This is a genomic window from Streptomyces kurssanovii, from assembly GCF_040677245.1.
GTDB lineage: Bacteria > Actinomycetota > Actinomycetes > Streptomycetales > Streptomycetaceae > Streptomyces > Streptomyces kurssanovii.
The window spans coordinates 179,773-198,119 of record NZ_JBFAQK010000002.1 but is presented as its reverse complement, the minus strand read 5'-3'; the positions used below and the strand labels follow the sequence as shown (position 1 = coordinate 198,119).

Annotated in this window: 17 protein-coding genes and 1 tRNA gene; 10 read left to right on the top strand and 8 right to left on the bottom strand. The window is 69.3% G+C overall.

What is annotated here, in order from left to right:
* Window positions 1-3: 3 nt before the first annotated feature.
* From paaC to AB0K36_RS02950, 4 genes are all read left to right on the top strand, one after another.
* Entirely contained in the window at window positions 4-744 is a 741-nt protein-coding gene (paaC, locus tag AB0K36_RS02965; protein WP_364587732.1) for a 1,2-phenylacetyl-CoA epoxidase subunit PaaC, read from the top strand.
* Complete coding sequence (paaD, locus tag AB0K36_RS02960; RefSeq protein ID WP_364587358.1) at window positions 738-1,256, top strand: 1,2-phenylacetyl-CoA epoxidase subunit PaaD; 519 nt, start codon at window positions 738-740, stop codon at window positions 1,254-1,256. The genes paaC and paaD overlap by 7 nt, the downstream gene beginning before the upstream one ends.
* Entirely contained in the window at window positions 1,257-2,312 is a 1,056-nt protein-coding gene (locus AB0K36_RS02955; protein ID WP_364587355.1) for a 2Fe-2S iron-sulfur cluster-binding protein, read from the top strand. It abuts the gene before it with no gap.
* Between the two features lie 286 nt (window positions 2,313-2,598).
* Window positions 2,599-3,741, top strand: a complete 1,143-nt coding sequence (locus tag AB0K36_RS02950) for an acyl-CoA dehydrogenase family protein (protein ID WP_364587352.1) — start codon at window positions 2,599-2,601, stop codon at window positions 3,739-3,741.
* Window positions 3,742-3,786: 45 nt separating this feature from the next.
* Here AB0K36_RS02950 and AB0K36_RS02945 read toward each other — a convergent pair whose 3' ends face one another.
* The 4 genes from AB0K36_RS02945 to AB0K36_RS02930 all read right to left on the bottom strand — a co-directional run bounded on the left by AB0K36_RS02945 (window position 3,787) and on the right by AB0K36_RS02930 (window position 6,967).
* A complete protein-coding gene (locus tag AB0K36_RS02945; protein WP_364587349.1) occupies window positions 3,787-4,131 on the bottom strand; it encodes a rhodanese-like domain-containing protein in 345 nt (114 codons plus the stop codon).
* 90 nt (window positions 4,132-4,221) lie between these two features.
* The gene (locus tag AB0K36_RS02940; protein ID WP_364587346.1) at window positions 4,222-5,079 is read right to left on the bottom strand and encodes a J domain-containing protein; all 858 of its coding nucleotides are present in this window, start codon (window positions 5,077-5,079) and stop codon (window positions 4,222-4,224) included.
* Between the two features lie 33 nt (window positions 5,080-5,112).
* A complete protein-coding gene (locus AB0K36_RS02935) occupies window positions 5,113-6,612 on the bottom strand; it encodes a DUF2252 domain-containing protein (protein ID WP_364587343.1) in 1,500 nt (499 codons plus the stop codon).
* 271 nt (window positions 6,613-6,883) lie between these two features.
* A tRNA-Leu gene (locus AB0K36_RS02930) sits at window positions 6,884-6,967 on the bottom strand.
* Window positions 6,968-7,305: 338 nt separating this feature from the next.
* Between AB0K36_RS02930 and AB0K36_RS02925 the strand changes: the two genes are divergently transcribed.
* The 6 genes from AB0K36_RS02925 to pknB all read left to right on the top strand — a co-directional run bounded on the left by AB0K36_RS02925 (window position 7,306) and on the right by pknB (window position 15,419).
* On the top strand, window positions 7,306-8,154 hold the full coding sequence (locus tag AB0K36_RS02925) for an FHA domain-containing protein (protein WP_189473206.1): 849 nt from the start codon (window positions 7,306-7,308) through the stop codon (window positions 8,152-8,154).
* Window positions 8,155-8,164: 10 nt separating this feature from the next.
* A complete protein-coding gene (locus AB0K36_RS02920; RefSeq protein WP_005314841.1) occupies window positions 8,165-8,677 on the top strand; it encodes an FHA domain-containing protein FhaB/FipA in 513 nt (170 codons plus the stop codon).
* A 141-nt stretch (window positions 8,678-8,818) separates the two neighbouring features.
* Window positions 8,819-10,312, top strand: a complete 1,494-nt coding sequence (locus AB0K36_RS02915; RefSeq protein WP_364587339.1) for a Stp1/IreP family PP2C-type Ser/Thr phosphatase — start codon at window positions 8,819-8,821, stop codon at window positions 10,310-10,312.
* A 25-nt stretch (window positions 10,313-10,337) separates the two neighbouring features.
* Window positions 10,338-11,765, top strand: a complete 1,428-nt coding sequence (locus AB0K36_RS02910; protein ID WP_159689727.1) for an FtsW/RodA/SpoVE family cell cycle protein — start codon at window positions 10,338-10,340, stop codon at window positions 11,763-11,765.
* Entirely contained in the window at window positions 11,762-13,222 is a 1,461-nt protein-coding gene (locus AB0K36_RS02905; protein WP_189473201.1) for a peptidoglycan D,D-transpeptidase FtsI family protein, read from the top strand. Before AB0K36_RS02910 ends, AB0K36_RS02905 begins: the two co-directional genes overlap by 4 nt.
* 169 nt (window positions 13,223-13,391) lie before the next feature.
* Window positions 13,392-15,419 (top strand): Stk1 family PASTA domain-containing Ser/Thr kinase, encoded by a 2,028-nt coding sequence (gene pknB / locus AB0K36_RS02900; RefSeq protein WP_364587336.1) that lies wholly within the window; start codon window positions 13,392-13,394, stop codon window positions 15,417-15,419.
* 83 nt (window positions 15,420-15,502) lie between these two features.
* On the opposite strand, the gene AB0K36_RS02895 is transcribed toward pknB, so the two are convergent.
* From AB0K36_RS02895 to AB0K36_RS02880, 4 genes are read right to left on the bottom strand one after another with little or no spacing between them, the layout of a single operon-like run.
* Window positions 15,503-16,180 carry a class E sortase gene (locus AB0K36_RS02895; protein WP_364587333.1) on the bottom strand — a complete coding sequence of 226 codons (678 nt, stop codon included), beginning with the start codon at window positions 16,178-16,180 and terminating at the stop codon, window positions 15,503-15,505.
* A gap of 27 nt (window positions 16,181-16,207) precedes the next feature.
* On the bottom strand, window positions 16,208-17,491 hold the full coding sequence (locus tag AB0K36_RS02890; RefSeq protein ID WP_364587330.1) for a class E sortase: 1,284 nt from the start codon (window positions 17,489-17,491) through the stop codon (window positions 16,208-16,210).
* Window positions 17,488-18,126, bottom strand: coding sequence for an aminodeoxychorismate/anthranilate synthase component II (locus tag AB0K36_RS02885; protein ID WP_364587327.1), 639 nt, complete (start codon window positions 18,124-18,126; stop codon window positions 17,488-17,490). The genes AB0K36_RS02890 and AB0K36_RS02885 overlap by 4 nt, the downstream gene beginning before the upstream one ends.
* Window positions 18,123-18,296 carry a hypothetical protein gene (locus tag AB0K36_RS02880; protein WP_159689746.1) on the bottom strand — a complete coding sequence of 58 codons (174 nt, stop codon included), beginning with the start codon at window positions 18,294-18,296 and terminating at the stop codon, window positions 18,123-18,125. Before AB0K36_RS02880 ends, AB0K36_RS02885 begins: the two co-directional genes overlap by 4 nt.
* Window positions 18,297-18,347: the final 51 nt, after the last annotated feature.

Below are 18,347 nucleotides of genomic sequence, written 5' to 3'. Positions count from 1 at the left end.
ACGGTGACCTCGAGCACGGAGCCCACCGCTTCAGGCGTGCCCGCCGCCGCGGCCCTGGCGCTCGGCGACGACGCCCTGGTGCTCTCCCACAGGCTGGGGGAGTGGGCGGGGCACGCACCGGTCCTCGAGGAGGAGGTCGCCCTCGCCAACATCGCCCTCGACCTGTTGGGGCAGGCGCGCGTGCTGCTGTCCCTCGTGGGCGACGAGGACGAGCTGGCGTTCCTGCGTGAAGAGCGCTCCTTCCGTAATCTCCAGCTGGTCGAGCAGCCGAACGGCGACTTCGCGCACACCATCGCCCGCCAGTTCTACTTCTCCGTCCACCAGCACCTTCTCTACGGGCAGCTGGCGGTCACAGACGGCCCGTTCGCCGGGCTGGCCGCCAAGGCCGTCAAGGAGGTTGCCTACCACCAGGACCACGCCGAGCACTGGATCGCCCGGCTCGGCGACGGTACGGCGGAGAGCCACGAGCGGATGCAGCGTGCCTGTGATGCGCTCTGGGGGTTCACGGGTGAGATGTTCGAGCCGGTGGACGGCCTCGAGGTGGACCTGATGGCCCTCGAAGCCCGCTGGCTCGAGCGCGTCACGGCCGTTCTCGAGCGCGCCACGCTCACCGTTCCCTCCGGAGCCCGCACGGGCGCCTGGTCGGCCGGAGCAGGGCGCCAGGGCCTCCACACCGAGTCGTTCGGGCGGATGCTCGCCGAGATGCAGCACCTGCACCGCAGCCACCCGGGGGCGTCATGGTGACGGGAACAGCCGGGAAGACCGGGGCCGATACGGCGCTGGAGGCGGAGCTGCGCAGGCTGGCGGGTTCGGTGCCCGACCCGGAACTGCCGGTGCTCACTCTTGAGGATCTCGGTGTCGTCCGCGGCGTGCGCCTGCTCGGCCCCACCAGTGTCGAGGTCGATCTGACACCGACGTACACAGGGTGTCCGGCCATCGAGGCGATGACGTCGGACATAGAGCAGGTTCTCCGCGCACACGGGATGACGGAGGTCTCCGTCGTCAAGGTCCTCTCCCCGGCCTGGTCGACCGACGACATCAGCGCCGAAGGACGCCGGAAGCTCGACGAGTTCGGCATAGCACCGCCCCGTGCCCACGCGGCGGACGGGCCCGTGCCGCTCACGCTCTCGGTGCGCTGCCCGCACTGCGGCTCCACCGACACGGAACTGCTGAGCAGGTTCTCCTCCACGGCCTGCAAGGCCCTGCGCAGGTGCGTCACCTGTCGCGAACCGTTCGACCACTTCAAGGAGTTGTAGATGTTCCATCCGCTCCGGGTCAGCACGGTCGAACGGCTCACGGACGACTCGGTGGCTGTCACCTTCGACGTACCGCTCGAACTGCGCGAGACCTTCCGGCACACCCCCGGCCAGCACATCGCGCTGCGCCGGCTCGTCGACGGTGCGGAGATCCGCCGCACGTACTCGATCTGCTCCCCGGCCGCTCCGGCCGGCGAAGCCCCCGTGCTCCGTGTCGGGATCCGGCTGGTCGACGGCGGCGAGTTCTCCACGTATGCCCTCAAGGAGCTGTCCGTCGGTGACGTCGTCGACGTCATGCCGCCGGCAGGCCGGTTCCTGTTCCCGCCGCGGCCGGGCCACTTCGCGGCGGTGGTGGGCGGCAGCGGCATCACACCGGTGCTGTCGATGGCCGCCACACTGCTGGCGACCGAGCCCGAGGCCCGCTTCTGCCTCATCCGCAGCGACCGCACCGCGGCTTCGACGATGTTCCTCGAAGAGGTGGCGGATCTGAAGGACCGCTTCCCGGACCGCTTCCAACTTGTCACCGTGCTCTCCCGCGAGGAGCAGCAGGCGGGTCTGCCGTCGGGCAGGCTCGACCAGCAGCGGCTCACCGGTCTTCTTCCCGCGCTGCTTCCGGTCGCGGAAGTGGACGGGTGGTTCCTCTGCGGGCCGTTCGGACTGGTCACCGCCGCTGAACGTGCGCTGCGCGGGCTCGGAGTGGACCGCGGTCGCATCCACCAGGAGATCTTCCACGTCGACGACGGCTCCGCACCGACGCGCGCCGCGATGGCCGCGCCTGCCCACGCCTCCCTCACCGCGACGCTCGACGGCCGGTCGGGGAGCTGGCCGGTACAGGAAGGGGAGTCCCTCCTGGAGACGGTGCTCCGCAGCAGGGCGGACGCCCCGTACGCCTGCAAGGGCGGCGTGTGCGGTACGTGCCGGGCGTTCCTGGTGTCGGGCGAGGTCCGTATGGACCGCAACTTCGCACTGGAGCCGGAGGAGACAGAAGCCGGCTATGTCCTGGCCTGCCAGTCCCATCCCGCCACGGCGAAGGTGGAGTTGGACTTCGACCGCTGACAACCCGCACAGCTGAGAAGCCGGTACAGCTGAGAAGGTCTGTACTGCTGAGGAGTCTGTACCGCTGAGGAGTCTGTACCGCTGAGGGGAGTCCGTGCCGCTGAGGGGAGCCTGTGCCGCTGCCACCAGCGGGCAAACCGCTGACACAGCGCAAAGGCGCGCGTCGCCGGCCGGCCCGGAAGACCATCGACCGTGTTCTCCCGGGCTCCGCGCCCATTCCCTTCCTGCCCGGCCTGACCTATCTTGACGGTCCGTCAGATACGGCGGTCGTTGGAAGGAGCGGGCAGTGGACTTCACCTTCACCGAGGAACACCTGGCAGCCGCAGAGGCGGCGAAGGCCGTTTTCTCGGCTGTGGCGCCCGACGCGGTACCGAGCCCCGCGATGACCGCCGGTGCGGTCGCCGAGGACTTCGACCGTGTGCTGTGGGCCCGGCTTGCCGACTCCGGCCTGCTGGGGCTGATGCTGTCGCGGGAGCACGACGGCGCCGGTCTCGATCCCATCGCGCTCTGCCTGGTGCTGCGCGAGTCCGCCAAGGTACTGGCGCGCGTGCCGCTGCTGGAGACGAGCGCCGTCGCCATGACCGTGGAGCGCTACGGCAGTGCCGCGCTCCGGGAAGAGGTCCTCCCCCGCGTCGGGAACGGCGGTCTTGTGCTCACGGCCGGAGCCAGCGGACGCACAGGCCACGACGCCGCCGAGCTCGCCGTCACCGCACACCGTCAGGCCGGGTCAACAGGCGACTGGATCCTCGACGGGGCTCAGACCGCGGTGCCCTGGGCACAGTGCGCGGACCTTGTCGCCGTCCCCGCCCACACAGGTGGCGGCAGGCCGGTCCTCGCCCTCGTCCCTCGGATCCACGACGGCCTCGCCCTGGCCGAGCAGATCTCCACCAACGGCGAGCGCCTGGCGGAGGTCCGCCTCGACGGTGTACGGATCGACGAGAACCGTCTGATCGACGACGAGCAGGCCTGGGAGTTTCTCCGCGGCCTTCTCGCCACGGGCACCTGCGCCTTGGCGCTCGGCCTCGGGGAGCAGGTGCTGGCCATGACCGGCGAATACACCGGCAGGCGTGAGCAGTTCGGCTTCCCGGTGGCCACTTTCCAGGCCGTGGCCGTGCAGGCAGCCGACCGGTACATGGACCTGCGCGCCATGGAGGCCACCCTCTGGCAGGCCGCCTGGCGGATCGGCACCGGCTCCGGCGGAGCGCTGCCGCCCGCCGGCGACATCGCGGTGGCCAAGATCTGGGCGTCGGAAGGGGTGAGGCGCGTGGTCCAGACCGCTCAGCATCTGCACGGCGGGTTCGGCGCGGACGTCGACTATCCGCTCCACCGCTACCACGCCTGGGCAAAGCAGCTCGAGCTCTCCCTCGGTCCCGCCGCCGCTCATGAGGAGGCTCTGGGCGACCTTCTCGCCGCCCATCCGCTCGACTAGCGCCCGGTGGGCGGCCGACCGCGTGCCCGCCGGGGCCGCGGGCGGTCAGAGCACGAAGGCGGGGCTGCCGTTCTCGGCGACCATGGGGCGTCCCGCCCCGTCCCAGGCGAGCATGCCCCCGTCGACGTTCACCGCGTCGAGGCCCTGCTGCACCAGATACTGCGTCACCTGCGCGGAGCGACCGCCGACCCGGCACATCACAAAGGCGCGGCGCCCGTCGGCCAGCGCCTCCGTCACCTGCCCGAACCGGGCCACGAAGTCGCTCATCGGCACGTGCAGCGCGCCTTCGACATGCCCGGCAGCCCACTCGTCGGCCTCCCGGACGTCCAGCACCAGGGCGTCGTCCGGTACCGCCGTGGCTTCCACGGAGGGCAGCGGGGCGAAGTTCATGAGTGATGCCTTCTCTCTTTCGTGTGGGGGCCGGCCCTCGTACCGCAGCGGTCCGGTGCGGGATCCCGACTGCCGAGGGCTCCGGAAAACCTACTGCACGAGCGCGGCGAGTTCGGCCTCACGCTCGGCCACCTGCGCCAGCAGCTGCTCGGCGATCTCCTCCAGCAGCCGGTCCGGATCATCGGGCGCCATCCGCAGCATCGCGCCGATCGCGCTTTCCTCCAGCTCCCGTGCGACCACGGTCAGAAGCTCCTTGCGCTGGGCCAGCCACTCGAGCCGGGCGTAGAGCTCCTCGCGCTCACTGGGACGCGGTGCGGCCGGCGCGGGGCCGGCGGCCCATTCCTCCGCCAGCTCCCTCAGCTTCGCCGCGTCACCGAGACCGTAGGCGGCGTTCACACGCGCGATGAACTCGTCGCGTCGCGCCCGCTCCGTCTCGTCCTGTGCCAGGTCGGGGTGCGCCTTGCGGGCCAGCTCACGGTAGAGCTTGCGTGCCTCTTCGCTCGGCCGGACCCGCTTCGGCGCCTGTACGGGCTGATCGGTGAGCATCGCCGCGGCCTCGGGGGAGAGGCCCTCGGAGTCCATCCAGTCATGGAACAGCTCGTCGACGCCGGGCATCGGAAGCACCAGGGCCCGTGCCTCCTGCGCCTTCCGCAGATCCTCCGGATCACCGCTGCGTGCCGCCCGGGCTTCCGCGATCTGCGCGTCGAGCTCGTCCAGCCGCGCGTACATCGGCCCGAGCTTCTGGTGGTGCAGCCGGGAAAAGTTCTCCACCTCGACCCGGAAGGTCTCCACCGCGATCTCGAACTCGATCAGCGCGTGCTCCGCCGCCCCCACTGCCTTCGCCAGCCTGGCCTCGGGCCGGTCCTGCTCGCCGGTCTGTGCGGCATGCCGCACAGACTGGTCGTCGTCGTTGTGGGTCGTCGGTCCCCCGGCGGCATCCTGAGTCACCGCTCCAGCCTACGGGCGTGGCCGGCCCCGTTGTCACACACCCAGCTCAGCGGCTGTCCGACCACTCTTGATGGCGGTCAGCAGGTCCGCGTGGTCCGCTTCCGTACGGTCCGCGTACGTCACCGCGAACGCGGCAACCGCCTCGTCGAGCTCCTCGCTCCTGCCGCAGTACCCGGCGAGCAGCCGCGGATCGGCGCTGTGGGCATGGGCACGGGCGAGCAGCGCCCCCGTCATCCGGCCGTAGTCGTCGAGCTGGTCGGAGGTGAGAGCCGCGGGGTCGACACTCCCCTTGCGATTCCTGAACTGCCGCACCTGGAAGGGGCGACCTTCCACCGTCGTCCAGCCCAGCAGGCTGTCGCTGACGACCTGCATCCGCTTCTGCCCCTGCACCACCCGGCGCCCCTCGTGCTCCGGGTCCGGTGCCGGGAAGCCGACGGACGTCAGGTGAGGGAGGAGCGCCGAGGCACGGGCCTCCTTCACCTGCAGCACCAACGGATCGCCGCGGTGGTCGAGGAGGAGCACCACATACGAGCGCGTCCCCACGCTTCCGGTCCCCACCACGCGGAAGGCCACGTCGTGTATCGCGTAGCGGGCGAGCAGCGGACGACGGTCCTCCGCGACGGTGGTCAGATACTCCCCGAGCGAGGCCGCGACCGCTGCCGCCTCCTCGTCCGACACGCGGCGCAGGACCGGCGGGGCGTCCACGAAGCGACGCCCGCCGGCATCGTCGCCCTCCCCCACGACCTCGGTCGACCTGGCCGCGAAACGCGCACTCGTGTTGTTGCGGGCCTTTGCCGCGACCCGCTCCAGCGTACCCAGGAGATCCCGCGCGTCCGTGTGCGAGACGAGCTCTTCGTCGGCGATGGCGTTCCACGCGTCCAGGGCCGGCAGCTTGGCCAGCAACCGCATGGTCCGGCGATAGGCGCCCACGGCGTCGAAGGCCGCCGCGCGGCAGGAGTCCTCACTGCCGCCCGCCACGCGGCCCGCCAGCACCAGCGACACCGCAAGCCGCTTGAGGTCCCACTCCCAGGGGCCGACGACGGTCTCGTCGAAATCGTTGAGGTCCATCACGAGCCGGCCACGGGCGTCTCCGTAGAGGCCGAAGTTCGCGGCGTGCGCGTCACCACATATCTGTGCGGCGATACCGGTGACCGGGGTGCCCACCAGATCGTGGGCCATCAGACCGGCCGCGCCCCGCAGGAACGCGAACGGGGAGGCCGCCATCCGTCCCACCCGTATCGGAGTGAGCTCCGGCACTCGTCCGCGGCTCGACTCCTCCACCGCCTGCACGGCGTCCGGGCGCCCCACCGGGGGCTGGAGCTGGTCGTGCGAGGACCGTGACACCTTCTTACGAAGCGCCTTGCCGGCGTCCTTCGGAGAGGTCACGCCCGACGCCCTGCGGGGTGCGAACCCCGCCACCACGGGAATACGCGGACACGGCACCCCGACGGAACCGCGGGAGGCCGCGCCGCCTTGGCTCTCCCGGCCGGGCTCCGTCGGCTGCTCCGACACCGTCGCCATGGTTTCACTCATGCCCGCGGCCTCCCCCGGCGACGTGCGCCATCAACATCAAGTGCCCTGACGGTACCGCCGTGTCCCGACGGCCGTCTGCCCCTGTGGAAAACCCCGGTACAAGCCGCGCAGCCAGGGCGGAACCGATCCCGATCAGTCGCCGGCCGGCGGACGTTCCACGTGAAACATCAGCGGTGGCCCCGGCGTACCGACGTACGCGCCCGACCCGCTCCGAGGCATGAGAAAAGGGCCCCCACCAGGACTTTCGTCCGGTGGAGACCCTTCTCCGCTGTGCGCGAGGGGGGAGTTGAACCCCCACGCCCTTTCGGGCACTGGAACCTGAATCCAGCGCGTCTGCCTATTCCGCCACCCGCGCATTGGGTGTTGTGCTCGAGTGCCTCACCTGTTCGGTGCGACCCCCTGGCGACATGCAGAAGATTAGCACGCTGCACAGGGTGGATTCACATCCGTTTGTTTGGGTGGCCCGGTGAACGAACAGGGAACGAAGCGAGCGGTCGGGGGAACGAACGGCGGCGCCCCCCACTCCTCCTGTATGCACCCCGGGTGCGGGACACTGTCAGGAGGCCGCCTCTACGATCCGGTGTGAGAGGTGACACTCATCGACGGGGCAGACAAGGGGAACCAGCCGATTTCCCGACGCGTGGATACGATCAGTAAGCAGTACCAGGACGACAGCAACGGAGGAGGTGCCCCATGGGAGTCCTGAAGCGTTTCGAGCAGCGTCTCGAAGGTCTGGTCAACGGCACCTTCGCCAAGGTGTTCAAGTCCGAGGTCCAGCCTGTCGAGATCGCGGGCGCCCTCCAGCGGGAGTGCGACAACAACGCGACGATCTGGAACCGCGAACGGACCGTCGTCCCCAACGATTTCATCGTCGAGCTCAGCGCGCCCGACTTCGAGCGCCTGAGCCCGTACTCGGGCCAGCTCGGCGACGAGCTCTCCGGCCTGGTCCGTGACTACGCCAAGCAGCAGCGCTACACCTTCATGGGCCCGATCAAGGTCCACCTCGAGAAGGCGGACGACCTCGACACGGGTCTGTACCGGGTACGCAGCCGCACACTGGCGTCGAGTACGTCACAGGCCCCCGGAGGCAGGCCCGGCGGAGGCCCCCAGGCAGTGGCCGGCCCCGCCGGCGGCTACGGTTACCCTCCAGCCGGTGCTCCTCCCATGCCGGCCGCACCACCTCCCGGCATGGCCGCGGGTCCGCGTCCCGGCCCCGCTGCGGGCCAGCGCGCAGCAGGCCCGGGCGCCATGCCGAACGCACAAGTACGACGCTGGATCGAGATCAATGGCACCCGCCATCAGATCTCCCGCCCGACGCTGGTGCTGGGTCGCAGCACCGACGCCGATGTGCGGATCGACGACCCCGGCGTATCGCGCCGGCACTGTGAGATCCGGACCGGAACGCCCTCGACGATCCAGGATCTCGGGTCCACCAACGGCATCGTGGTGGACGGGCAGCACACCACCCGCGCTACGCTCCGCGACGGCTCGCGGATCGTCGTGGGCAGCACCACCATCGTTTACCGGCAAGCCGAAGGGTGAAGCGGGGGCAATGTCAGAGCTGACCCTGACGGTCATGCGGCTAGGTTTCCTGGCCGTTCTGTGGCTGTTCGTCATCGTGGCCGTCCAGGTCATTCGCAGCGATCTGTTCGGTACGCGGGTGACGCAGCGCGGTTCGCGCCGCGGCGCCGACGCGCGTCCGCAGCAGCCGCGCCAGAACGCCGCGCCGCCGCAGCAGCGCCAACAGGCCGGCGGCCGCCAGCGGCGTGGAGCGCCGACGAAGCTGGTCGTGTCCGAAGGCACACTCACAGGCACCACCGTCGCCCTCCAGGGCCAGACCATCACCCTGGGCCGGGCGCACGACTCCACGATCGTGCTGGACGACGACTACGCGTCCAGCAGGCATGCCAGGATCTACCCGGACCGTGACGGCCAGTGGATCGTCGAGGATCTCGGGTCCACCAACGGCACATATCTCGACCGGACCCGACTCACCACCCCGACACCGATTCCGCTGGGCGCGCCGATCCGCATCGGCAAGACCGTCATCGAGCTGCGGAAGTAGTACGACAATGAGCGAGCGGAGCGAGCGAGCCGCAGCGGTCCCCACCGGCGACCGGCACGGGCTCCCGACCGGAGGGTGGGCAGTGTGGCTCGAGACCGGCTGGCGCGACAGTCGACCGGCGAGCCGACGGGTGAGGTGCGCATGAGTCTTTCTCTGCGTTTCGCCGCCGGATCGCACAAAGGCATGATCCGCGAGGGCAACGAGGACTCCGGTTACGCCGGCCCCCGTCTGCTGGCCATCGCCGACGGCATGGGTGGCCAGGCGGCCGGCGAGGTCGCCTCCTCCGAGGTCATCTCCACGCTGGTCACCCTCGACGACGACGTGCCCGGCTCCGACATCCTCACCTCGCTCGGCACCGCCGTTCAGCGTGCCAACGACCAGCTCCGGATGATGGTCGAGGAGGACCCGCAGCTCGAGGGCATGGGCACCACGCTCACCGCCCTGCTGTGGACGGGCCAGCGGCTCGGCCTCGTCCACGTCGGCGACTCCCGCGCGTACCTGCTGCGCGACGGCGTGCTGACGCAGATCACCCAGGACCACACCTGGGTACAGCGGCTCGTGGACGAGGGCCGGATCACCGAAGAGGAAGCCACCACCCACCCGCAGCGCTCCCTGCTGATGCGCGCGCTCGGTAGCGGCGACCATGTGGAGCCCGACCTCTCCATCCGCGAGGTCCGCGCCGGTGACCGCTACCTGATCTGCTCCGACGGGCTGTCCGGCGTCGTCTCCCACCAGACCATGGAGGAGACGCTCGCCAGCTACCAGGGCCCGCAGGAGACCGTGCAGGACCTGATCCAGCTCGCCCTGCGCGGCGGCGGTCCCGACAACATCACCTGCATCGTCGCCGACGTCCTCGACACCGACTCGGGCGACACCCTGGCCGGGCAGCTCAGCGACACCCCCGTCGTCGTCGGCGCGGTCGCCGAGAACCAGCACCAGCTGAACGACGGCGGCGCCATGCAGACGCCGGCCGGCCGCGCCGCGGGACTGGGACGTCCCTCCGCGCCGGAGGCCCCCAACGGGAGTTTCGGCCCGCCCGGATCCGGCGACGGCGGCTACGGCGGCATGCCCCCCGAGGGCAGCTTCGGCGCCTACACGGACGACGACTTCGTCAAGCGCGGAGGCCGTAAGTGGCTGAAGCGCTCGCTGTACACCGTGCTCGCGCTGGCGGTCCTCGGCGGCGGTCTGTACGGCGGCTACCGCTGGACGCAGACCCAGTACTACGTGGGCACCAAGGGCGAGCACGTAGCCCTGTACCGCGGCATCAGCCAGGACCTCGCCTGGCTCTCGCTCTCGGAGGTCGAGAAGGACCACCCCGAGATCGAACTCAAGTACCTACCGCCCTACCAGCGCAAGCAGGTCGAGGCGACGATCACCGAGGACAGCCTCGTCACGGCCCGCGCGAAGATCGACGAGCTCGCCAAGCAGGCAGGCGCCTGCAAGAAGAACGAGGAGCGGCGCGAGGCGGCCGATCGCGCGAGCACCCCGCCTCCCGGCGAGGGCGAGGCCGGCGGCACCGCCGGCACGCCCACTACCCAGGACGCACAGACCAAGCCGACCGCAGCCTCTCCCTCCCCGGGTCCCACCCTCTCGGAGGAGGAGCAGAAGCTGGCCTCGAACTGCGGCAAGCAGTAATCGTCCGTAGGGGGCCTTCTCCACCATGAGCGTTGTCACCAACACGACCACGATCGGCGCGATCGACGCACCGAGCCGGCGGAACACCGAGCTGATGCTGCTCGGTTTCGCCGTCGCCATCCCGGTGTTCGCCTACATCAACGTCGGCCTCGCCCTCGACGGCGAGCTGCCGGCAGGCGTCCTCGGTTACGGCCTCGGCCTCGGCCTGCTCGCGGGCGTGGCCCACCTCGTGGTGCGCCGGTTCGCCAGGTACGCCGATCCGCTGATGCTGCCGCTGGCGACACTGCTGAACGGCCTCGGCCTGGTGCTCATCTGGCGGCTGGACCAGTCTCCCCGGCTCCTCGCGCGCAGCGACTTCGCCCCGCAGGCGACGAACCAGCTGATGTACTCGGCACTCGGCATCGCGCTGTTCGTCGGCGTGCTGCTGGTCATGAAGGACCACCGGGTCCTGCAGCGCTTCACGTACATCTCGATGGCGGTCTCCATCGTCCTGCTGCTGCTGCCGCTCGTCCCGGGGCTCGGCGCGGACGTCTTCGGCGCCAAGATCTGGATCCGGGTCGGCGGCTTCTCCATCCAGCCCGGTGAGTTCGCGAAGATCGTGATCGCGGTGTTCTTCTCCGGCTACCTGATGGTGAAGCGTGACGCGCTCGCCCTCGCCAGCCGCCGGTTCATGGGGCTCTATCTGCCGCGCGGTCGTGACCTCGGACCGATCCTCACGATCTGGGCGATGAGCCTGCTCATCCTGGTCTTCGAGAACGACCTCGGCACCTCGCTGCTGTTCTTCGGCATGTTCGTGATCATGCTGTACGTCGCCACCGAGCGGACCAGCTGGATCGTCATGGGTCTGCTGATGTCCGCGGGCGGAGCCGTCGTCGTCTCCTCGTTCGCCAGCCATGTCCAGTCCCGTGTGGCAGCGTGGCTCGACCCGTTCGGATGCCTGGAGACGGCCCCCGAAGGCTCGAACATGCTGAACGCCTGCGACCAGATGACCCAGGTGCTGATGTCGTTCGGCGCCGGTGGAACGCTGGGTACCGGCTGGGGACAGGGCAACTCCGACCTGATCGCCTTCGCCGCCAACTCCGACTTCATCTTCGCCACCGTCGGCGAAGAGCTCGGCCTGGCGGGCGTGATGGCGTTCCTGCTCCTGTACGGACTCATCATCGAGCGCGGTGTCCGCACGGCCCTCGCCGCGCGCGACCCGTTCGGAAAGCTCTTCGCGATCGGCCTCTCCGGCGCGTTCGCGCTCCAGGTCTTCGTCGTCGCGGGCGGTGTGATGGGCCTCATCCCGCTGACCGGTATGACGATGCCGTTCCTCGCGGCCGGTGGTTCGTCCGTGATCGCCAACTGGGCGCTGATCGGCATCCTGATCCGTATCAGCGACACCGCGCGCCGCCCCGCGCCTTCCCCCGCACCGTCCCCTGACGCCGAGATGACCCAGGTGGTCCGACCGTGAACAAGCCTCTGCGCCGGATCGCGATCTTCTGCGGAATCCTGGTCCTCGCCCTGATGATCCGGGACAACTGGCTCCAGTACGTCCGGGCCGACGAGCTCAACGCGAACAAGTACAACAAGCGCGTCGAGATCGAGCGCTACGCGCACGAACGCGGCAACATCATCGTCGACGGCAAGTCGATCACCGGCTCCGTCGAGACGGACGACAACTACTACAAGTACAAGCGGACCTACACCAACGGGCCCATGTGGGCTCCCGTGACGGGTTACGCCTCGCAGGTCTTCGGTGCCAATCAGCTCGAGAAGCTCGAGGACGGCATCCTCAGCGGCAATTCGGACCAGCTCTTCTTCGACCGCACGATGGCGATGTTCACCGGCGACAAGAAGAAGGGCGGCAACGCCGTCACCACCCTCAGCGGCAAGGCGCAGGAAGCGGCCTACAAGGGACTCGGCGACAAGAAGGGCGCCGTCGCGGCGATCGACCCGAAGACCGGCAAGATCCTCGCCCTGGCCTCCACCCCGTCGTACGATCCCTCGTCCTTCGCCGGCCGTCTGGAGAAGGACGGGAAGGCGTGGACAGCGCTGACCAACGACCCCGACAAGCCGATGCTCAACCGCGCGCTGCGCGAGACGTACCCGCCGGGCTCCACGTTCAAGGTGCTCACGGCTGCCGCGGCACTCGAATACGGTGCGGTCAAGGACATCAACGACCCGACGGAGACTCCGGAGCCGTACATCCTGCCGGGCACCCGCACCCCCATGGTCAACCACGCGAGTGGCTGCGAGAACGCCACCCTGAACAGGGCCATGGAGGTCTCCTGCAACTCCGTCTTCGCCAAGCTGGGCGATGACGTGAGCCGCGACAAGATGGTCGAGATGGCGGAGAAGTTCGGCTTCAACAACACGGAGATCGACACCCCGATCCGTGCCGCCGCCTCCGTCTACGACAAGAAGATGAGCCGGGACGGCAACGCGCAGTCCTCCATCGGCCAGTTCAACACCGCGGCCACCCCGCTGCAGATGGCGATGGTCACGGCGGCGATCGCCAACGACGGCAGGCTGATGAAGCCGTACATGGTCGACAAGCTGGTCTCCCCCGACTTGGACGTCATCCAGCAGAACGACCCTGAGGAGATGAGCCGGCCGATCTCCGCGGAGAACGCCCAGCTGCTCCAGCAGATGATGGAGAACGTCGTCGAGAACGGCACCGGCGGCAACGCCGCCATCGACGGCGTCAAGGTCGGCGGAAAGACCGGTACGGCGCAGCACGGTGAGAACAACAGCAAGAACCCGTACGCCTGGTTCATCTCGTACGCCAAGACCGACAACGGCTCACCGGTAGCCGTCGCGGTCGTCGTCGAGGACAGCAACGCCCGCCGTGACGACATCTCGGGTGGCGGCCTCGCGGCCCCGATCGCCAAGGCCGTGATGCAGGCGGTGCTGGGCGACAGGCAGTGACGAGGATCACTCCCGGCCTCCATACCTGCACATTGCGATACCGGTCGGGTATCAGCTGCCGATTGCGGGCGGATCAAGTACGGCGTGCCCGGTAGCCTTTGCGCGAAACAGCACACCGGAGGACCACACACGGGTGCGGTCGGGACTGACGGAGAGGGCTGGAACAGTTATGGAAGAGCCGCGTCGCCTCGGCGGCCGGTATGAACTGGGCTCGGTGCTCGGCCGTGGTGGCATGGCCGAGGTCTACCTCGCCCACGACACCCGGCTCGGCCGCACTGTCGCCGTGAAGACGCTGCGGGCCGACCTCGCCCGCGACCCGTCCTTCCAGGCCCGGTTCCGCCGTGAGGCCCAGTCTGCCGCCTCCCTCAACCACCCCGCGATCGTCGCTGTCTACGACACCGGCGAGGACATGGTGTACGACGGCGGCGCCGGCGGGTCCGGGGTCTCGATCCCGTACATCGTCATGGAGTACGTCGACGGCTCCACGCTGCGTGAGCTGCTTCACTCCGGCCGCAAGCTGCTGCCCGAGCGCACGCTCGAGATGACCGTGGGCATCCTCCAGGCGCTGGAGTACTCGCACCGCGCCGGGATCGTCCACCGTGACATCAAGCCGGCGAACGTCATGCTGACGCGCACCGGTCAGGTCAAGGTCATGGACTTCGGCATCGCCCGGGCCATGGGCGACTCCGGCATGACCATGACGCAGACGGCCGCCGTCATCGGCACCGCCCAGTACCTCTCCCCGGAGCAGGCCAAGGGCGAGCAGGTCGACGCCCGCTCGGACCTCTACTCCACCGGCTGCCTGCTCTACGAGCTCCTCACCGTGCGTCCCCCCTTCGTGGGCGACTCCCCGGTGGCGGTGGCCTACCAGCACGTACGGGAAGAGCCTCAGCCGCCGAGCAACTTCGACCCCGAGATCACGCCCGAGATGGACGCGATCGTGTTGAAGGCGCTCGTCAAGGACCCCGACTACCGCTACCAGTCCGCGGACGAGATGCGCGCGGACATCGAGGCGTGCCTCGACGGCCAGCCGGTCGCGGCCACGGCCGCGATGGGTGCGGTCGGCTACGGCGGCGGTTACGGGGACGACCAGCAGACCGCGGCGCTGCGCCAGGCCGACCCGGCCGGCCAGACGTCGATGCTGCCGCCCATGAACCCGGACGACGGCGGCTTCGGCTCCTACGACGACCGTCCGGACCGCCGCCGCCAGAAGAAGTCCAACACCTCGACGATCCTGCTGGTGCTCGCGGGCATCCTGGTGCTCGTCGGCGCGGTGCTGATCGGCAAGTCCCTCTTCGGTCCCACCGGCGGCACCGCAGAGGTGGACGTGCCGCGGCTGGTCGGCCTCACGATGAGCGACGCCCAGAGAGCGGCCGAGAACTCCAAGGTGGAGGTCTCCCAGGCCAGCACGGCGCGCTGCGACCAGCCGAAGGGCAGTATCTGCTCCCAGGACCCGGCGCCCCCGGAGAAGATGAACGAGGGCGAGACGATCCAGGTCGTCGTCTCGGAGGGCGCGCCGAAGGTCAAGGTCCCGGACGTCGTGGACAAGGACGTCGAATCCGCGACGGAGATCCTCGAAGCTGACAAGTTCGAGGTCGAGACGAAGGAAGTCGAGTCCGCGGAGGAGGAGCCCGGCACGGTCCTCGAGCAGACCCCCGAAGGCCGCTCCATGGCCGAGACCGGCGCGACGGTGACACTGACCGTCGCCAAGCAGGCCAAGCGGGACCTGCCCAACGTCGTCGACCAGCAGTTCGAACAGGCGAAGAACCAGCTCGAGCTGCTCGGGTTCGAGGTCGTCAGGGTCGACGTCGACTCGGACAAGCCGGCGAACCAGGTCGTCGCCCAGGACCCGCAGCCCGGCAAGGTGGCCAAGGGCAGCAAGGTCACCCTCCAGGTCTCCAAGGGCCCGGCCCAGACCCAGGTACCGGTCCCCGCCCAGATCCTTGGCAAGCGGGTCGGTGAGGCGAAGCAGATCCTTGCCCAGGCCGGCTTCACCAACGTACAGGTCGCGCCCGGCAACCCGGGCGACGACAACGCGATCGTCACCGGCTCCAATCCTCCCCCCGGCACTCCCGCCGACCCGGCCACCACACCGATCGTCCTCACGACGATCGGTGGTGACGGCGGCAACGGCGGCAACGGGAACGGCGGCAACGACGGCGGCGGCTTCTTCGGCGGAATCGGCGGCGACGACTGACGCCCGCCTCCGCGAACGGCAAGCAGTGAGCCCCGGCACCCCCAAGGGTGCCGGGGCTCACCCGCGTCCGGGGCGGTGGGAACCTAGCGCAGCTCCGCCGGAGGCGTGCGCTTCGCGTCGACCTTTTCCGTGCGCTCCAGCTCGCCCCACACGATGTACCGGTAGTCCGAGGTGTAGATCGGCGTGCACGTCGTCAGCGTGATGTAGCGGCCCGGCTTCGTCTTCCCGGACTCCTTCGGGACCGGCTGCAGGACCTCCACGTTGTACTTCGACGTCTTCGGCAGCGTCTTGTAGACCTTGTAGACGTACCAGGTGTCCTTGGTCTCGAAGACGACCGGATCACCGTTCTTGATCTTGTGGATGTTGTGGAACTTGGCTCCGTGCCCGTCCCTGTGCGCGGCCAGCGTGAAGTTGCCCTTGTCGTCCCAGGGGAGGGCCGACTTGATCGGCTCGGTGTAGTAACCGGCGATGCCGTTGTTGAGCTCCTTGGTGTTCGTGCCCTTCTTCACCAGGACCTCGTCGTCGCCCATCGCGGGTACGTGGAGGAAGCCGATGCCGTCCTTCGTGTCCAGCGCCCCGGGGCCGCTGTTCGCCCAGTCGTCGCGGATCCGGTCGCCCTGCCTGGACGACTCGCGGTCGGCCAGAACGTTGGTCCACCACAGCGAGTAGACGACGAAGAGCCCCAGCACCACACCCGCGGTGATCAGCAGCTCTCCGAAGACACTGATGGCGCCGGCGACCCGGCCTCGTGCACGTGCCACTGCACCTGTTCCCTGTCTTGAGGTGTCTCAGCCGACGAGCGCGTCGGGTTTGCCCTTGCTGCGCGGCCGTTCCTCGACCATCTTGCCCCACACGATCATTCGATATGTACTCGTGAATTCTGGGGTGCAGGTCGTCAATGTGATGTAACGGCCGGGCCCCTTGAACCCGGACTGCGCCGGTACAGGACTGATCACGCTCACGTTCGACGGCGAGGTCTGCGGAAGGATGTTCGCCATCTCGTACGTGTAGTACGTGTCCTGCGTCTCGACGACGATCGGATCTCCGGGCTCGAGGCGGTTGATGTACCGGAACGGCTCGCCGTGGGTGTTGCGGTGGCCCGCGACCGCGAAGTTGCCCTGTTTGTCCTCGGGCATCGCCGTCTTGAGCTTTCCCTCGCCGTAGTGGCCGACCATGCCCCGGTCGAGCACGCTCTGCTTGTCGATGCCCTCCGCGATCGGCACGACGACGTCCAGCTTGGGGATGTACATGATGGCGAATCCCTGACCGGGCTCGAACGCGTCGGGCTTGCGGCCGTTCGCCCAGTCGTCCTGGATCTTGTTCGCCGCCTTGTCGGCCTGTTGTCCGGCGAGCACGTTCGTCCACCACAGCTGGTAGGTGACGAACAGCAGCATCAATACGCCGAAGGTGATGAACAGTTCACCGATGGCACGGCTGGCGATGACCGCCGGGCTGTCCTTCGCGGCACGCGCCGCACGCCGGGCCTCGACCCGGGAGAGCGGCTTCCCCGGCTCCCCGGCCACCGGTGCCGCTGCCGGGGCGGAAGCGCGTCTGCGACCGCGGCCCTTGGCGGCGCGTCGCCGCTCGGCCCGCCCCGGACCCGGTGGTGTCTCCGCCGCACGGCGGGTGTCGGACGTGCGCAGGGCCACCGTCTCGTCGTCGGGCACAAGAATCGGGTCCGACACGGGGGTTCGCCGTTGTTCCTGCCCCGGCGCGGGCGCCTGTGCGGGCAAGGAGGCCGTGACAGGGTCCGCCGCCGCCCCGGGCGCGTACCAGTCGTGCGGGGGCTCCTCCGCGGCGTTCAGGGGCTGTTGGAGCGCCGCCCACTCCTGCGGCTCCGGCTCCTGCCGCTGTGGCCCGGCGGGCGCCGCCATGCCGGTGGCGCCGAAGTCCGGTGCCGCGTCGTCCGCTTCCGGCGGGATGTTCGTCGCCCGGAACCACGGTGAGCCCTGCCGGTCAGGAGGCAGGGGGTCCGTCAACGGGTCGTACGCGGGCTCCTGCCCCTCGGGGCCGTACCCGTACCGGCCCTCGTACTCGTATTCGTGCTCGTGCCCCGGGCGCACGGCGCTCACGCCAGAGCCTTGCCCACCACCGGTGCGAGTCCCGCCGAACGCCCGACAGCCCCGGCGTCGCCGCACTGCTCCAGCCAGTTGGCGAGCATCCGATGGCCGTGTTCGGTGAGAACCGACTCGGGGTGGAACTGCACGCCCTCGACCGGCAGTTCACGGTGGCGCAGCCCCATGATGATGCCGTCCGCCGTACGGGCCGTCACTTCCAGCTCGGCCGGGAACCGCGCCGGCTCCGCCGCCAGCGAGTGGTAGCGGGTCGCGATGAAGGGTGACGGCAGGCCCTCGAAGACGCCCGTGCCCTCGTGGGTGACCGGCGAGGTCTTGCCGTGCAGCAGCTCGGGGGCCCGGTCCACCACCCCGCCGTACGCGACGGCCATCGACTGCATGCCCAGGCACACGCCGAACACGGGCACTCCGGTGGCCGCGCAGTGCCGCACCATGTCGATGCACACGCCGGCCTCCTCGGGAGCGCCGGGACCGGGTGACAGCAGCACCCCGTCGAAGCCGTCCTGCGCGTGCTCGAGGGCGACCTCGTCGTTGCGCACCACCTCGCACTCCGCGCCGAGCTGGTACAGGTACTGGACGAGGTTGAAGACAAAGCTGTCGTAGTTGTCGACGACGAGAATGCGCGCGCTCATCGGGCTGCTCCCTCTCCGTCGACCGTCACGTCACCGAACGGGAGCAACGGTTCGGCCCACGGGAAGACGTACTGGAACAGCACGTAGACGACCGCCAGGACGAGCACGAGCGAGAGAGCCGCCCGCACCCACGCGTTGCCCGGCAGATGCCGCCAGATCCAGCCGTACATGCCGTCCCTTTCCGTTCGGTACGGCACCAGACTAAAGGGCCGCGGAGGCCT

Coding starts and splice junctions, on each gene's coding strand:
- AB0K36_RS02935 (WP_364587343.1), bottom strand. CDS start 6,612: ATGAGTGAAACCATGGCGACGGTGTCGGAGCAGCCGACGGAGCCCGGC.
- AB0K36_RS02915 (WP_364587339.1), top strand. CDS start 8,819: ATGAGTCTTTCTCTGCGTTTCGCCGCCGGATCGCACAAAGGCATGATC.
- paaD (WP_364587358.1), top strand. CDS start 738: ATGGTGACGGGAACAGCCGGGAAGACCGGGGCCGATACGGCGCTGGAG.
- AB0K36_RS02925 (WP_189473206.1), top strand. CDS start 7,306: ATGGGAGTCCTGAAGCGTTTCGAGCAGCGTCTCGAAGGTCTGGTCAAC.
- AB0K36_RS02920 (WP_005314841.1), top strand. CDS start 8,165: ATGTCAGAGCTGACCCTGACGGTCATGCGGCTAGGTTTCCTGGCCGTT.
- AB0K36_RS02945 (WP_364587349.1), bottom strand. CDS start 4,131: ATGAACTTCGCCCCGCTGCCCTCCGTGGAAGCCACGGCGGTACCGGAC.
- AB0K36_RS02910 (WP_159689727.1), top strand. CDS start 10,338: ATGAGCGTTGTCACCAACACGACCACGATCGGCGCGATCGACGCACCG.
- AB0K36_RS02880 (WP_159689746.1), bottom strand. CDS start 18,296: ATGTACGGCTGGATCTGGCGGCATCTGCCGGGCAACGCGTGGGTGCGG.
- pknB (WP_364587336.1), top strand. CDS start 13,392: ATGGAAGAGCCGCGTCGCCTCGGCGGCCGGTATGAACTGGGCTCGGTG.
- AB0K36_RS02955 (WP_364587355.1), top strand. CDS start 1,257: ATGTTCCATCCGCTCCGGGTCAGCACGGTCGAACGGCTCACGGACGAC.
- AB0K36_RS02885 (WP_364587327.1), bottom strand. CDS start 18,126: ATGAGCGCGCGCATTCTCGTCGTCGACAACTACGACAGCTTTGTCTTC.